The organism is Streptomyces sp. NPDC059255 (assembly GCF_042752355.1).
Classification (GTDB): Bacteria; Actinomycetota; Actinomycetes; order Streptomycetales; family Streptomycetaceae; genus Streptomyces.
On the sequence record NZ_JBHYZP010000031.1, the window covers coordinates 80,358 to 94,286 of the forward strand.

Annotated in this window: 16 protein-coding genes; 7 read left to right on the forward strand and 9 right to left on the reverse strand. The window is 71.6% G+C overall.

All coding sequences use genetic code 11. The annotated features are described in order from the left end of the window. Positions 1 to 61: 61 nt before the first annotated feature. A complete protein-coding gene (locus tag ACFXKG_RS29830) occupies positions 62 to 709 on the forward strand; it encodes a CGNR zinc finger domain-containing protein (RefSeq protein WP_384845642.1) in 648 nt (215 codons plus the stop codon). On the opposite strand, the gene sodX is transcribed toward ACFXKG_RS29830, so the two are convergent. Continuing rightward, positions 595 to 1,065, reverse strand: coding sequence for a nickel-type superoxide dismutase maturation protease (gene sodX, locus ACFXKG_RS29835; RefSeq protein ID WP_384845644.1), 471 nt, complete (start codon positions 1,063 to 1,065; stop codon positions 595 to 597). The genes ACFXKG_RS29830 and sodX overlap by 115 nt on opposite strands. 150 nt (positions 1,066 to 1,215) lie before the next feature. Here sodX and sodN point away from each other — a divergent pair, with 150 nt between their 5' ends. Further along, entirely contained in the window at positions 1,216 to 1,611 is a 396-nt protein-coding gene (sodN, locus tag ACFXKG_RS29840) for a superoxide dismutase, Ni (protein ID WP_382896758.1), read from the forward strand. 221 nt (positions 1,612 to 1,832) lie between these two features. Here the strand turns inward: sodN and ACFXKG_RS29845 are convergent, their stop codons facing one another. Together ACFXKG_RS29845 and ACFXKG_RS29850 are read right to left on the reverse strand one after the other, a co-directional pair. Continuing rightward, positions 1,833 to 2,231, reverse strand: coding sequence for a RidA family protein (locus ACFXKG_RS29845; protein ID WP_384845647.1), 399 nt, complete (start codon positions 2,229 to 2,231; stop codon positions 1,833 to 1,835). Between the two features lie 107 nt (positions 2,232 to 2,338). After that, entirely contained in the window at positions 2,339 to 3,337 is a 999-nt protein-coding gene (locus tag ACFXKG_RS29850; protein ID WP_384845649.1) for a LysR substrate-binding domain-containing protein, read from the reverse strand. A 276-nt stretch (positions 3,338 to 3,613) separates the two neighbouring features. On the opposite strand from ACFXKG_RS29850, the gene snpA reads away from it, so the two are divergent. Beyond that, positions 3,614 to 4,279, forward strand: coding sequence for a snapalysin (gene snpA, locus ACFXKG_RS29855; protein ID WP_384845651.1), 666 nt, complete (start codon positions 3,614 to 3,616; stop codon positions 4,277 to 4,279). 146 nt (positions 4,280 to 4,425) lie between these two features. Here snpA and ACFXKG_RS29860 read toward each other — a convergent pair whose 3' ends face one another. The 4 genes from ACFXKG_RS29860 to ACFXKG_RS29875 all read right to left on the reverse strand — a co-directional run bounded on the left by ACFXKG_RS29860 (position 4,426) and on the right by ACFXKG_RS29875 (position 8,285). After that, positions 4,426 to 4,875: a DUF6304 family protein gene (locus tag ACFXKG_RS29860; RefSeq protein WP_384845653.1), complete on the reverse strand. Its 450-nt coding sequence runs from the start codon at positions 4,873 to 4,875 to the stop codon at positions 4,426 to 4,428. Positions 4,876 to 4,918: 43 nt separating this feature from the next. Beyond that, a complete protein-coding gene (locus ACFXKG_RS29865) occupies positions 4,919 to 5,503 on the reverse strand; it encodes a dihydrofolate reductase family protein (RefSeq protein ID WP_384845655.1) in 585 nt (194 codons plus the stop codon). Positions 5,504 to 5,601: 98 nt separating this feature from the next. Continuing rightward, the gene (locus tag ACFXKG_RS29870) at positions 5,602 to 6,651 is read right to left on the reverse strand and encodes a family 2 encapsulin nanocompartment cargo protein polyprenyl transferase (protein WP_384845657.1); all 1,050 of its coding nucleotides are present in this window, start codon (positions 6,649 to 6,651) and stop codon (positions 5,602 to 5,604) included. 224 nt (positions 6,652 to 6,875) lie between these two features. After that, positions 6,876 to 8,285 carry a family 2B encapsulin nanocompartment shell protein gene (locus tag ACFXKG_RS29875; RefSeq protein WP_384845659.1) on the reverse strand — a complete coding sequence of 470 codons (1,410 nt, stop codon included), beginning with the start codon at positions 8,283 to 8,285 and terminating at the stop codon, positions 6,876 to 6,878. 249 nt (positions 8,286 to 8,534) lie between these two features. On the opposite strand from ACFXKG_RS29875, the gene ACFXKG_RS29880 reads away from it, so the two are divergent. Further along, a complete protein-coding gene (locus tag ACFXKG_RS29880; protein ID WP_384845709.1) occupies positions 8,535 to 9,560 on the forward strand; it encodes a 1-aminocyclopropane-1-carboxylate deaminase/D-cysteine desulfhydrase in 1,026 nt (341 codons plus the stop codon). 65 nt (positions 9,561 to 9,625) lie between these two features. On the opposite strand, the gene ACFXKG_RS29885 is transcribed toward ACFXKG_RS29880, so the two are convergent. Then, the gene (locus ACFXKG_RS29885; RefSeq protein ID WP_384845661.1) at positions 9,626 to 11,227 is read right to left on the reverse strand and encodes a Na+/H+ antiporter; all 1,602 of its coding nucleotides are present in this window, start codon (positions 11,225 to 11,227) and stop codon (positions 9,626 to 9,628) included. Between the two features lie 85 nt (positions 11,228 to 11,312). On the opposite strand from ACFXKG_RS29885, the gene ACFXKG_RS29890 reads away from it, so the two are divergent. From ACFXKG_RS29890 to ACFXKG_RS29900, 3 genes are all read left to right on the forward strand, one after another. Then, positions 11,313 to 11,573: a UBP-type zinc finger domain-containing protein gene (locus ACFXKG_RS29890; RefSeq protein ID WP_384845663.1), complete on the forward strand. Its 261-nt coding sequence runs from the start codon at positions 11,313 to 11,315 to the stop codon at positions 11,571 to 11,573. A 240-nt stretch (positions 11,574 to 11,813) separates the two neighbouring features. Beyond that, complete coding sequence (locus ACFXKG_RS29895) at positions 11,814 to 12,227, forward strand: anti-sigma regulatory factor (protein ID WP_319680839.1); 414 nt, start codon at positions 11,814 to 11,816, stop codon at positions 12,225 to 12,227. Then, positions 12,224 to 13,354, forward strand: a complete 1,131-nt coding sequence (locus ACFXKG_RS29900; protein ID WP_384845666.1) for an RNA polymerase sigma factor SigF — start codon at positions 12,224 to 12,226, stop codon at positions 13,352 to 13,354. The genes ACFXKG_RS29895 and ACFXKG_RS29900 overlap by 4 nt, the downstream gene beginning before the upstream one ends. 104 nt (positions 13,355 to 13,458) lie before the next feature. Here the strand turns inward: ACFXKG_RS29900 and ACFXKG_RS29905 are convergent, their stop codons facing one another. Further along, positions 13,459 to 13,896: a hypothetical protein gene (locus tag ACFXKG_RS29905; protein WP_384845668.1), complete on the reverse strand. Its 438-nt coding sequence runs from the start codon at positions 13,894 to 13,896 to the stop codon at positions 13,459 to 13,461. Positions 13,897 to 13,929 lie beyond the last annotated feature (33 nt).

Sequence of the window (13,929 nt, forward strand, 5' to 3'; positions counted from 1 at the left end):
CGTAACCAGTCATTACCGCTCCCGCCATCCAGAACCTAGACCGCTTCCGTAAGGACTACAAGTGGAACTGGCCTCTTACTCGGACTATGCCGTACGCCTGGTGAACACCGAGGAACCGGCCCGCGGCACGGACACCCTGACCTCGGCCGAGGCGGTCCGCGCCCTGTTCGGACCCAACTCGCAGGCGGCCCGCCGCGCCACCGACGCCGACGTGACGCGCTTCCGTTCCGTACGGGCGCGGCTGCGGGCCGTCTTCAGCGCCGCCGACTCGGGCGAGGCCACCCAGGCGGTGGACCTGCTCAACTCCCTGCTGCTGGAGTTCCCCGTCAGCCCGCAGGTCTCCGGGCACGACCTCCTCGACGCCGAGGGCAAGCCCCGCTGGCACATGCACCTGGCGGAGCACCCGTCCAACGCGACCGCGGGGTACGCGGCGACGGCGGCGATGGGGCTCGCCTTCCACCTGACCGAGTACGGCGTGGACCGGCTCGGCCTCTGCCAGGCGGCGCCGTGCCGCAACGCCTACCTCGACACCTCCACCAACCGCTCGCGCCGCTACTGCTCGGACCGGTGCGCGACCCGCGCCAACGTCGCCGCCTACCGGGCCCGCAAGCGCCTGGAGAGCGACAGGCGCCCGGCGGGCGAGCGCCCGGCGAGCACCGGGCGCACCCCGCTGACCAGCCAGGAGACCACCGCGCGCGCCGAACGCTGACCGCCCAGCGGCCGGTACCGCACCCTGACCCGCCCCAGCAGCAGTTCCTCGGGCACCGTCCCGAACACCCGGCTGTCCCCCTCGGCGCCCGGATTGTCCCCGAGCACCCACCATCCGCCGTCGCGCCACTCGACAAGCCGCTTCACGATGAGCAGATCCTGCTGGAGCGGATGCCGCAGCACGGCCACGTCCCCGGCCTTGACCGGGGCTCCGTAGCGGACCAGAAGCTGATCGCCGTGCCTGAGGGTCGGATACATCGACGGCCCGGTCACCTCCGCGATCCCCCACGGCACCCGAGGCTCCCGCCCCGGCACCCGCTCGGGCCCCGCCCCCGGCTCCTGCCCCAGTTCCGTCATACGGCACCTCCCGGTCCCACGGTACGTTCCGCCACCGGTCCCATGGTGACCCCGGACTTTTGTCCTAAGCCCAAGGGGGCACTCGCGAAATACCTCTTCTCACGGAGTAATGTCCCACCTGAGAAGACGATCACGAGGAAGGACAGCTCCATGCTCTCCCGCCTGTTTGCCCCCAAGGTGAAGGTCAGCGCCCACTGCGACCTCCCCTGCGGCGTGTACGACCCCGCCCAGGCCCGTATCGAGGCCGAGTCGGTCAAGGCCGTCCAGGAAAAGATGGCCGGCAACGACGACCCCCACTACCAGGCTCGCGCGACGGTCATCAAGGAGCAGCGCGCCGAGCTCGCCAAGCACCACGTCTCGGTGCTGTGGAGCGACTACTTCAAGCCCCCGCACTTCGAGAAGTACCCGGAGCTGCACCAGTTGGTCAACGACACCCTCAAGGCCCTCTCGGCCGCGAAGGCGTCGAAGGACCCGGCGACGGGCCAGAAGGCTCTGGACTACATCGCCCAGATCGACAAGATCTTCTGGGAGACCAAGAAGGCCTGACTCACCCGGCGAGCCGGCCCGCCTCCCGCGGGTCACTCCACTCACCGGTCCGCACCCGGCCCGCAGGACCGCCGACAACGGCGGCCTTCGCGGTCCGGGTGCGGTTTTTCTCCGGCCGGCCGCGGGTGGGCGCGAATCCGGGCCCACCCGGCACGGATCCGCTGCGCGATGACGGCGGACGTGGACGGCGGACGTGCCTCTCCCCTCGCGCCCGGAACCGCTCAGGGGATCTCCGCCACCGCCGTGATCTCCACCAACTGGCCCGTGTAGCCCAGGCAGGCCACCCCGAGCAGGGTCGACGCGTGCGGGCCCAGGGTCAGGCCGCCGGCGCGGACGACTTCCCAGACGCGGCTGAGGTCCGCCGGGTCCGAGGTGACCCCGTAGACCGTGGTGGACACGACGTCGCCGAGGCCGCAGCCGAGGGCCGCCAGGGCGCTCTCCAGGTTGGTGAGGACCTGTTCCGTCTGGGCGACGAAGTCGTCGGGGCCGACCAGTTTGCCGTCGCCGTCGAGCGGGACCGCACCGGCCAGGAAGGCCAGGCGCCGGTCCGTCTCGACAACGGCCGCGTGGGCGTAGTCCGGCGGCGGGAAAAGGCCGGGCACGGTCATGCGGTGGGCCATCTCAAATCGCTCCTCAAGTCGACCCTGCGGTGTTCACCTGGGGATACGGCTGAACACCTCGCGCTGCTCACCCCGACCGGCCGTGTTCGTAGCGCCGAACGGTTCGGTCAGGCGGCCGGGGCGTGCAGCAGGGGGCTCTTGTGGCGGGTGAGCCAGCGCCGGTAGTCCACCGCCCGCAGCGCCGCCTCCCGGTACGCCGCCTCCAGGTCCGCGAACACGTGGGCCTCCACCGCGGGTTCGCCGAGGACGCCGCCGTCGCCGAGCGCGTGGTCGGAGCGCGCCGACCGGGAGAAGAGCAGCAGCCGTACGGCCAGCGGGTCGTCCCGCAGCGGCCGGATCACCATGTCGTCGCGCGGGCCCGAAGTGGGCTGGCAGGGCGCGACCGCCTCGCCGACCGCGATCAGCTGCGCCGCGGTGAGGTAATCGCCGTGCACCACCCGGGGGTTGAGCCCGGCCGCGCCCAGCACCCGGCGCAGTCCGTCCCATTCGCCGTCGACCGCGGGATCGACCATCCAGCGGTCCCCGGCGAGATCGGCCAGTTCCACGACCTGGCTGGCCGCCGCCGGGTGGTCCCGGGCCATGGAGACGAACTGCGGTTCGCGTTCGACCAGTACGCGCCGGGTGAGCCCGTCGGGGACGGCCAGCGGACAGCCTTCCACCTCGTGCACGAAGGCCACGTCGAGCTGGCCCACCGCGACCATCCGCAGCAGCGCGCTGGGCGAGACGTCCATGTGCAGCGAGATGTCCGTACCCGGCAGCCGGTGACGCAGCCTGCGCAGCCAGCCCGCGAGGGCGCGGCTCGCGGTGGAGCCGACGCGCAGCCGGGGCCCGGCGCCGCGGTCGGCGGCCGCGCGTGCCTCGGCGACCAGCGTGGCCATCCCGGAGACGAGCGGCCTGGCCCGGCTCAGGACGGAACGGCCCAGCGGGGTCGGCCGGCAGCCGGTGCGTTCGCGGGCGAACAGTTCGGCCCCCAACGCGTTCTCGATGCGACGCAGTTGCGTCGTGAGGGACGGCTGGCTCATCCCCAACTGGCGTGCCGCTTTGTGCAGGCTGCCGGTGTCGGCGATGGCGCACAGGGCGCGCAGGTGTCTCACCTCCAGCTCCATGCCCAGAGAGTAGAACGGCCTTCTGAGCCACACCAGATGGTCAAAACACTGTAATTGGAGCCTGATTCGAAGAAATACCGCCGGGTTTCCATACGGGGTGATGCGCTGGTGTTATCGGCGGCTGACATCATCCGCGCCGGGACGAACTCATCGAGACTCTGCGGTAACCCGAACCCGTTCACCGGACCGAGCCGGATGAACCGGACGAGCCGGAAGACACCGGCACCCCGGACAGCCCGGACGGCCCGGACGAATCAGGAAACAGGAGCCCCCCACATGAGACACTCCAAGCGCGCCGCCTCCGCCGCCGTCAGCCTCGGTCTCGCGCTCGTCGGCGCCCTCGCCCTCGCCCCCACCGCGTCCGCCGCCGACCCCGACGCCACGTCGGCCACGCCGACCGCCTCGTACGCCGCGTACGAGGGCTCGAAGGAGGAGGCGGCGAACAACAAGGCGTTCTTCGACGCCGTCCTGAAGTCGGTCGCCGAGAAGCGCGCCGCGAACCCCGGCATCCAGGCCGTCACCGTGGTCTACAACGCCTCGGCCGCGCCGCGCTTCGCGAGCCAGATAGCCGCGAGCACCTCGATCTGGAACAGCGCCGTCTCCAACGTGAAGCTCCAGGCGGGCACCAGCGGCGTCGACTTCACCTACCGCGAGGGCAATGACTCGCGCGGCTCGTACGCCAGCACCAACGGCCACGGTTCCGGGTACATCTTCCTGGACTACGCGCAGAACCAGCAGTACAACTCGACGCGGGTGACGGCCCACGAGACCGGGCACGTCCTCGGTCTCCCCGACCACTACTCGGGCCCGTGCAGCGAGCTGATGTCGGGCGGCGGTCCCGGCACGTCCTGCCAGAACGCCCAGCCGAACGCGGCGGAGCGCTCCCGGGTCAACAGCCTCTGGGCGAACGGCCTGGCCGCCGCGCTGGCCAAGCTCTCCTGACCTTTCCCGCAGCACCGCACGCGAAGGGGCGTCCCCCGAATCCACCCCCCACGGGACGCCCCTTCCGTGTTCCCTCGCTCCGGCGACCGGCCCGGCGGCTCGGGGAGTCAGGGGCGCGGGGTCCCGGGTTCCGGGACCCCGGCGGTTCAGGACGCGCCCACCAGCCGCCGGTCCGACAGCTCCGTGTTCGTCGGGAGCTGGCGCCTGATCCGGCCGAGCGCCTCCTCGAAACCGCCCCCGGCGATCCCCGACGCGTACGCCGCCCCGCCGCAGTGCAGGGTCAGGCTCAGCTCCGCGCGCCCGACCGGCCCGCCGCCCTCCCGCTCGCCGAGCGCGAGCAGACAGCTCAGCGTGGCCTGCTCGACCGTGCCGTCGGAGCTGACCGGCAGCGGTATGTCCCACTCCATGACGCAGGAGGACAGCACCCCGCCCCCGTCCGGTCCCACCGCTTCCAGTACGGCGAAATCCTCCCCTTCGTACTCAACTCCCCTGATCTGTGTGCGTACTTGCTGTCCCCCCGAGGTGAGGGTGATCGCTTCCGCCCCCTGGCGGTCCCGGTACCAGCCCGCCCATGAATCCGTCGGTTCCGCTTCCATGGCGCGGACTGTAGCGGTAGCGGAACCTCCGCCGCCGCAGGGGTCACCGCTTCCTTGCGTAGTTCCTGACGAGTACTCCGTTTTCGAAGGCGCGCACGGACTCCAGGGTGAACTCGGTGATGGCGAAATCCCTCGCGAACATCGGCATCCCCGAGCCGAGCACCAGCGGATACGTCTTGATGATCAACTCGTCGATCTCGTCAGCCAGTTGCCCGGCGAGGTCGGCACCGCCGCAGAGGTAGATGCCGAGCCCGCCGTCCTCCGCCTTGAGCTGCCGGACCTTTCCGGCCAAATCTTCGGCGACGATCTCGACCGCCGGGTCCGGGCTCTCCTTGAGGGTGCGGGATGCCACGTACTGCCGCATATGCGCGTACGGACTGGTGACACCTTCGTCCAAGGCGAGTTGGTAGCTGGACCGCCCCTGGATGACGGTGTCGAAACGCCGGTTCTCCAGGTCGTCGATGCCGAGGGGCTTCCGGCCATGGGTCGGCAGCGTCTCCGGGTACTCGGCCTTCAGATACGCGAAGAACTCCTCGTCCACGAAGCGCATGAAGCAGGTCCCGTCCCCCGACGGGTCGCCGATGAAGCCGTCGATGGACACCGCGATGAAGTACGTCAGTCGGCGCACGCCGATCCCCCTGATGCCGGAATTCCCCTGGTCTCCCGGCCACCCTACTCAGCTGATCGAACGTCAACGAGCCGTTTCCGCCCGCCCCCTGGGGACCCTCAGCGGCTTCGGCGGGTGACGAACTCCGCGAGCGAGAGCAGATCGCCCGCCGCCGCGAGGTCGGGCACCGCCCGGGAGAGCTGCTGGACGGCGCGGGCCATCCGCTCGGCCGCCTCGTGCTGCGCCCAGTCCCGGCCGCCGGCCCGTTCGACGGCGTCGGCGGCGCGCCGCACCGCCTCGGCGTCCATCGGCCGCCGGTACAGCTCGGCCAGTTCCCCGGCGGCCGGAGTGCCCGAGGCCAGCGCCGCGACGACCGGCAGCGACTTCTTGTGGGCGGCGAGATCGGCTCCGGCCGGCTTGCCCGTACGCCCCGGGTCGCCCCAGATCCCGATCAGGTCGTCGATGAGCTGGAAGGCGAGCCCCGCCTCCCGGCCGAAGGCGTCCATGGCCTCGGCCTGCTCGGGCCCCGCGCCCGCGTAGAGCGCGCCCAGGGCGCACGAAGCGCCCAGCAGGGCACCGGTCTTGGCGGTCGCCATGGCGACGCACTCGTCGAGCGAGACCTCGCTGGGATCGCGCGCCTCGAAGGCACAGTCCGCCTGCTGGCCCGCGCACAGCTCGATCACGCAGGACGCGAGCCGCGCCGAGCCCGCGGCCGACGCCGGGTGCGGATCCTCCGCGAGGAGCCGTACCGCGAGGGCCAGCATGGCGTCGCCCGAGAGGATGGCGTCCACCGTGCCGAAGACCGTCCAGGCGGTGGGGCGGTGGCGGCGTACGGGATCCTCGTCGATCACGTCGTCATGGAGCAGGGTGAAGTTGTGGGCCAGCTCGACGGCGACGGCCGGCCGTACGGCGGCGCGCGGGTCCCCGCCGAGCGAGCGGGCCGCCGCGAGGACGAGCGCGGGCCTGATCGCCTTCCCGGCCCGCTCCGTACCCCCCGGGTCCGGGGTGCCGTCGGGCCGCGCCCAGCCGAAGTGGTACCGCGCGACCCCGCGTATGGAGGCGGGTAACGACTCGACGGCGGCGCGCAGTTCGGGATCCACCTCGGCGCGGGTGCGCTCCAGGAGGGCCACCGCCTCGTGGCCCTCGGTGGCGGCACCGGTGCTGGTCATGGTCACGGGGCACCTTCCTCTCGGTCCTGGGGGGGTGCGCCTGTACGGCGCTACAGCTGTACGGCGCTACGGCGGCCCGGCACGGAACCGGGCGGGCGCGGGGCGAGGCGCGGATCCGGGCGGGTTACGGGATCGGGGCGTACGGGATCCGGGCGGGCGCCCGGCCGCAGGCCCGTCGGATCCCGTACGCACGCCACGCCACCCACGCCGCGCGGCGGCTCACCTCACCGCCGGCGGCCCACTTCCACGTTCTCCAGCACACCGAGGGCGTCCGGCACCAGGATGGCCGCCGAGTAGTACGCCGTGACCAGGTACGAGATGATCGCCTGCTCGTCGATGCCCATGAAGCGGACCGACATGCCCGGCTCGATCTCGTCCGGGATACCGCTCTGCTGCAGGCCGATGACCCCCTGCTCGCTCTCGCCCGTACGCATGCAGATGATCGAGGTCGTCCTGGCATCCGAGACGGGGATCTTGTCGCACGGGAAGATCGGCACTCCGCGCCAGGCGGGCACATGGGTGCCGGAGACCTCCACGGTGCCCGGGTAGAGCCCCCGCTTGCTGCACTCACGGCCGAAGGCCGCGATGGCCCGCGGATGCGCGAGGAACAGCTTCGAACCGCGGCGGCGCGACAGGAGCTCGTCCATGTCGTCCGGGCCGGGCGCCCCGTCGTGCGGCTGGAGGCGCTGGCCGTAGTCGCAGTTGTTCAGCAGGCCGAACTCGCGGTGGTTGATCAGCTCGTGCTCCTGGCGCTCCCTGAGCGCCTCGACCGTGAGCCGCAACTGCTGCTCGGTCTGGTTCATCGGCTGGTTGTAGAGGTCGGCGACCCTGCTGTGGACCTTCAGAACGGTCTGCGCGACGCTCAGTTCGTACTCGCGCGGCGCCGCCTCGTAGTCCACGAACGTGTGCGGCACGACCGCTTCGCCGACATGCCCGGCGGACAGGTCGATGGCCGCCTCGCCGTACTTGTTGGTCCGCTGCGCCGGTACGGAGGCCGCCGCCGCCAGATGGTGGCGCAGGGAGTCCTCGCGCTCCGCGAGGTTCCGTACGTCCTGGCGGGTCAGCACCAGAACGACGCACGCCGTGGCCGCGCGTGCCGTCCAGTCCCAGGTGGCCTCCCCGTCCACCAGGGCCTGTTCGCCGAAGTACGCGCCGTCGGCCAGCACTTCGAGCGCCGTCTCGTCCCCGTAGGGACCCCTGCCGATCTTCTCCACCCGTCCGTGTGCCAGCAGGAAGACCTGGTCCGCCGCGTCGCCGGCGGCCGCGAGCACCTGGCCGGGCTCGAACTCCCGCTGCTCGCAGCGGCGCGCCAGCTCGGCCAGCACCCCCTCGTCGCCGTACTCCCGCAGCGCGGGCAGCTCGCCCAGCTCGGCCGGCACGACCGCGACGCGGCCGCCCGTCTGCACGAACGTCACCCGCCCGTCGCCGACCGCGTAGCTGAGCCGGCGGTTCACCCGGTAGGTGCCGCCCTGCACCTGGACCCACGGCAGCGTCCGCAGCAGCCACCGGGAGGTGATCTCCTGCATCTGCGGCGCCGACTTGGTGGTGGTCGCCAGGTTCCGAGCGGCGTCCGTCCCCAGGCTCTGCTGGGGCGGCTGTGCCGCCCGGACCTCGTCACCAACCGAAACCGACATGAAGTCTTCCTCTCGAAACTTTCGATCATGTACGACCTGCGAGAAGAATGGTTCCATCACGTGGCGTGCAGCCGCCATTACACAAACGAGTGGGACTGAACAGCGCGATACGGGGCACAACACGCGCAAGTTCATCCCAACGGCGCACTTCGGGGGCGCGCGGATTCGCGGGCGCGTACCCCGGCCGACAATAGGAACGTGACCCCGCCGCCCGAAGCGTCCGTACCACCCGCACCAACCGGACCTCTCATACCGCCGGTACCGTCCAGCCCTCTCGCGCCTCTCGCCGCTCTGGGCCCTCGGCTCCCCTCTCCGCTGCACGAGGTCGAGGACGAGCGCTTCGCGCGCCGGGGCGTACGCCTGCTGCTCAAGCGCGACGATCTGATCCACCCCGAGCTTCCGGGCAACAAATGGCGGAAGCTGGCGCCCAATCTGCGGGCCGCCGCCGACGCGGGCCGCCGCACGCTGCTCACCTTCGGCGGCGCGTACTCCAACCACCTCCGCGCGACCGCCGCCGCCGGCCGGCTCCTCGGCTTCGCCACGGTCGGTGTCGTACGGGGCGAGGAGCTGGCCGACCGGCCCCGGAACCCGTCGCTCGCCCGGTGCGCGGCCGACGGGATGCGGCTGCTCTTCGTCGACCGGGCGGAGTACCGCCGCAAGGCGGAGCCCGCTGTCGTCGCCGCGCTGCTCGAACGCGTCGGCCTCGACCCCGGCCAGGTGTACGTCGTGCCGGAGGGCGGCAGCAACGCGCTCGCCGCGCGGGGCTGCGCCGAGCTGGGCCGGGAGCTGCGCGGCGCGGCCGGCACCGTCGCCGTGGCCTGCGGCACCGGCGGCACGCTCGCGGGACTCGCCGCGGGACTCGCGCCGGACCCCACCGCCGGGCCGGGTCCGGGGACCCCGGGGGCGGGGCGGACGGCCCTCGGCTTCCCCGTGCTCCGGGGCGGCTTCCTGGACGGCGAGATACGGGGGCTGCAGCGCGCCGCCTTCGCGGGACCGGCGGGCGACTGGCGCCTCGACGAACGCTTCCACTTCGGCGGCTTCGCCCGGGTCCCGCCCGAGCTGGACGCCTTCGCGCGGGACTTCGAGGACCGGCACGGGCTCGCCGTGGAACGTCTCTATGTCGCCAAAATGCTGTACGGGGTCACCACTCTGGCGGCGGAGGGCGCCTTCCCGCCCGGCACGGCGGTCGCGGCGGTGATCACCGGCGCCCCGGAACCGTCCACGCCGGAACCGTCCCCCCAGGCCCCTGCCACGCCGGCCCCTTCCATGCCGTAGCCCGTGCGCCCCGGCAACCTGCCCGCCCCGTCCCCGTCCCTGCCCCCCGTCCCCCTCCGCCCCGCTCAGCCCGAGCCGTCCTCCCGGTACGCCGCGGCCTCCTCCAGGTCCAGCCGGCGCAGCAGGGTCCGCAGCATCTCGTCGTCGATCCGCCGCTGGTCGCGCAGTTCCACGAAGACGGTGCGCTCCGCCTCGATCATCTCCCTGGACAGCCGCCGGTAGGTGTCGTCCGCCGACTCCCCGGTGATCGCGTTGACGGAGCCGAGCCGTTCCCACACCGCGTTGCGGCGCCGCTCCAGCACCGTACGGAGCCGGTCCGCGAGCGGCCCCGGCAGGGTGTTCCGCTCGTCGGCGAGGAGTTCGTCCAACCGCCGCTCCGCCGCCGTGGACGCCTCGCTCTGCGCCTGCGCCTCGGCGAGCGTCTCGGCCTGCCGGTCGCGGCCCGACACCTTCAGCAGCCGGATGAACGGCGGCAGTGTGAGTCCCTGGACGACGAGTGTGCCGATGACCGTCGTGAACGTCAGGAACAGCACGAGGTTGCGTCCCGGGAACGGTGTTCCCGCGTGGGTCGCCAGCGGGATGGAGAAGGCGATGGCCAGGGACACCACACCGCGCATCCCCGCCCAGCCGACGATCAGCGGCGCCTTCCAGTTCGTGTCGGGTTCACGCTCCCTGATCCGCGCGGAGACCAGACGCGGCAGGAAGGTCGCCGGATAGACCCAGACGAACCGGACGACGACCACCGCCACGAAGACCCAGAGGGCGTACAGCACGGCCTCGCCCACCCCGTACTCGCCGAGCCCCTTGAGGACGAAGGGCAGCTGGAGCCCGATGAGCGCGAACACCGCCGACTCCAGGACGAACGCGACCATCTTCCACACCGCGGCCTCCTGGAGCCGCGTCGCGAAGTCCACCTGCCAGGAGCGGTGGCCGAGATAGAGCGCCACCACCACGACGGCCAGCACACCGGAGGCGCCGACCTGTTCCGCGGCCGCGTAGGCGACGAAGGGGATGAGCAGCGAGAGTGTGTTCTGGAGCAGCGCCTCCGTGAGATGGGTGCGCAGCCAGTGCAGTGGGACCATCAGGACGAGTCCGACACCGACACCGCCGAGCGAGGCGAGCGCGAACTCCTCGACCCCGCCCGCCCAGCTGGCCCCGGCGCCGACCGCCGCGGCCAGCGCCACCTTGAAGGCGGTGATGGCGGTGGCGTCGTTGAGCAGCGACTCCCCCTGGAGGATGGTGGTGATCCGGCTCGGCAGCCCCAGTTTGCGGGCGATGGCGGTGGCCGCCACCGCGTCGGGCGGCGCGACGACCGCGCCCAGCACCAGCGCCGTGGTCAGCGGCAGATCGGGGACGAGGAGATAGGTGAGCCAGCCCACCGCGAGGGTCGCGAAGAGGACGTATCCGACCGAGAGCAGCGCCACCGGCCGGATGTTGGCCCGCAGGTCGAGGTACGAGCTGTCCACCGCGGCGGTGTAGAGCAGGGGCGGCAGGATCAGTGGGAGCACGACGTGCGGATCCAGTGTGTAATCCGGCACACCGGGCACGTAGGCGGCGACCAGTCCGACCGCCACCAGCAGCAGCGGCGCGGCCACCGGTGTCCGGCGGGCGGCCCCGGCGATCGCGGCGCTGCCCGCCACCAGTGCGATCAGCGGCAGTACGTCCATCCCGGCTCCGTCTTCCTGTCGTGTGCGCGCACTTCTGTGGTGCTTCGGTCGTGTGCGCGCTGGTGTACGTCGTAATCTCGCCATCATGAGCCAGTGCAGTCACATCGTGGAACTTCCACACCCCGAGCCCGCTCCGAGTGGCGACACCTGCGCGGAGTGTCTGGCCGTCGGCAGCCACCCCGTCCAACTGCGGCTCTGTCTGGAGTGCGGAAACGTCGGGTGCTGTGATTCGTCGCCGTACCGGCACGCGACACTGCACTTCGAGCGGACGGGACACGCGGTGATGCGAAGTTTCGAGCCGGGCGAGAGCTGGCGTTGGTGCTTTGTCGACGGTTCGATCGTCTGACGACTGGGTACGTCAACCCTCCGCCGGTTCTTCTCAATTGGATGCCGCAGACCCCTAGCCACTTTCCGTGGTCATATGCTTACCATGAGTGACCGTAACGGATGGGGGTCCCGGCGACACGGCACTATGGATCGCGATAGCGTCGCCACCCAGACCGGCTACGTAATGACACGTACCGCAAGGCTCCTCGACACGCCCTGTCCGGAGCCCTGAAGAGCTTGTGCCACCTTGGAGGTGAGGGTGTCCCAGATCGCAGGCGAGCCCGGGACCCAGGACTTCGTGGAAGTCCGGCTGCCCGCTGCGGGTGCCTACCTGTCCGTGCTGCGTACGGCCACGGCCGGCCTCGCGGCGCGCTTGGACTTCACCCTCGACGAGATCGAGGACCTTCGCATCGCGGTGGACGAAGCCTGCGCGATCCTGCTTCAGCAGGCCGTACCGGGCTCCGTTCTCAGCTGTGTCTTCCGACTGATCGAGGACTCGCTCGAAGTGACCGTGTCGGCCCCCACCACCGACGGACGCGCCCCCGAGCGCGACACGTTCGCGTGGACGGTGCTCTCCGCACTGGCCGGCAAGGTCGAGTCGACGGTCGCCGAGGACCGTACGGTCACCATCAGCCTCTACAAACAGCGCGGCGCGGGACCCGGGCCGGCGTGAGGAACGGGGACGGTCCGGTGCGTGACGAGGGGCGCATCCCACCAGAGCCGCGGGGAGGGCACGAGGTTCCGGCGGAACCGGTGCTCGCCCCCGCGGGGATCCCCGAGCAGCAGGCCCGTCCCCATCCGGAGGACGGACTTGACGGCCAGACTGCCGCGGCGGACCAGACGCGGACAGAGCGGGCGCAGGCAGAGCGGGCGGCCTTTATGAGCGAGCAGCACAGCGAGCGGAACAGCGGACAGGACAACGAACAGCACGACGACTCGCGGAACGAACCTCAGGGTGAACCGCGGAACGAGTCGCGGAACGAGTCGCGGAGCGAACCGCAGGGTGAATCGCGGGGTGAATCGCGGAGCGTGCAGCGGCACGACCCGCATGACCGCAGCGGCGCGCGGGCGATGTTCGTCGAACTGCGCAAACTGCCGGACGGCTCGCCCGAGAAGGCGGCCCTCCGCAATCAGCTCGTCCGGATGCACCTGCCCTTGGTCGAGCATCTCGCGCGCCGGTTCCGCAACCGCGGCGAGCCGCTGGACGACCTGACGCAGGTGGCGACCATCGGGCTGATCAAGTCGGTGGACCGCTTCGACCCGGAGCGCGGGGTCGAGTTCTCGACGTACGCGACACCGACCGTCGTCGGGGAGATCAAGCGGCACTTCCGGGACAAGGGCTGGGCGGTACGGGTGCCGCGCCGCCTCCAGGAGCTGCGGCTGGCCCTGACGACCGCGACGGCCGAGCTGTCGCAGCAGCACGGCAGATCACCGACGGTGCACGAGCTGGCGGAGCGGCTCGGCATCTCGGAGGAGGAGGTCCTGGAGGGCCTGGAGTCCGCCAACGCGTACTCCACGCTGTCGCTGGACGTCCCCGACACCGACGACGAGTCACCGGCCGTGGCGGACACGCTGGGCGCGGAGGACGAGGCGCTGGAGGGCGTCGAGTACCGGGAGTCGCTCAAGCCGCTGCTGGAGGACCTGCCGCCGCGAGAGAAGCGGATCCTGCTGCTCCGGTTCTTCGGCAACATGACGCAGTCGCAGATCGCGCAGGAGGTCGGCATCTCGCAGATGCACGTCTCGCGGCTGCTGGCGCGCACGCTGGCGCAGTTGCGCGAGCGGCTGCTCGTGGAGGAGTAGCGGAAGGACCTGTCCCCGCGGACAGGTCACGCTCCCTCGGACAGGTCACGCCCCCGCCGACAGGTCACGCCCCGCACCACGGACGCCGTGTCCCGCGGCGCGGGCTACGCGTCGCCGGCCGGGCCACGGATCCCCAGGGCCTCGGTGGTCGTCGGGTTGACGAGCAGGACGAGCCCCGTCACGGCGACGGCCGCCAGCACGATCCCGGCCGGGATGCCGGCGCCGTCCGAGGTGAGCAGGGTGTAGGCGACCGGCAGCGCCATGATCTGGGTGATCAGCGCGGGCCCCCGGCTCCAGCCGCGGCGCAGCAGCAGCCCCCGGGCGGCGAGCAGCGGGATCACGCCGAGCGCGATCAGGGTCACGCCGCCCATCTCGGCCTGCTGCGGGGAGTCGGGGCGGCCGAGCAGCCCCATCACCAGCAGGTACGCGCCGCCGGCGAACAGCGCCAGGGCCTCCAGACCGCTGACCGCCGCGGCGGCGGTCAGCCGGGTGGGGCGCGGGGTCGGTCCGGGGTCGGGCTCTGGCTGCGTCGCTCTGCTCACCCTTGCAGGGTATCGGCCCCCGGATCCACGCCC

Bases quoted from the DNA above. Each gene is read 5' to 3' on its own strand.
- sodX (WP_384845644.1), bottom strand. From the start codon at position 1,065: ATGACGGAACTGGGGCAGGAGCCGGGGGCGGGGCCCGAGCGGGTGCCG.
- sodN (WP_382896758.1), top strand. From the start codon at position 1,216: ATGCTCTCCCGCCTGTTTGCCCCCAAGGTGAAGGTCAGCGCCCACTGC.
- ACFXKG_RS29845 (WP_384845647.1), bottom strand. From the start codon at position 2,231: ATGGCCCACCGCATGACCGTGCCCGGCCTTTTCCCGCCGCCGGACTAC.
- ACFXKG_RS29850 (WP_384845649.1), bottom strand. From the start codon at position 3,337: ATGGAGCTGGAGGTGAGACACCTGCGCGCCCTGTGCGCCATCGCCGAC.
- snpA (WP_384845651.1), top strand. From the start codon at position 3,614: ATGAGACACTCCAAGCGCGCCGCCTCCGCCGCCGTCAGCCTCGGTCTC.
- ACFXKG_RS29860 (WP_384845653.1), bottom strand. From the start codon at position 4,875: ATGGAAGCGGAACCGACGGATTCATGGGCGGGCTGGTACCGGGACCGC.
- ACFXKG_RS29870 (WP_384845657.1), bottom strand. From the start codon at position 6,651: ATGACCAGCACCGGTGCCGCCACCGAGGGCCACGAGGCGGTGGCCCTC.
- ACFXKG_RS29875 (WP_384845659.1), bottom strand. From the start codon at position 8,285: ATGTCGGTTTCGGTTGGTGACGAGGTCCGGGCGGCACAGCCGCCCCAG.
- ACFXKG_RS29885 (WP_384845661.1), bottom strand. From the start codon at position 11,227: ATGGACGTACTGCCGCTGATCGCACTGGTGGCGGGCAGCGCCGCGATC.
- ACFXKG_RS29890 (WP_384845663.1), top strand. From the start codon at position 11,313: ATGAGCCAGTGCAGTCACATCGTGGAACTTCCACACCCCGAGCCCGCT.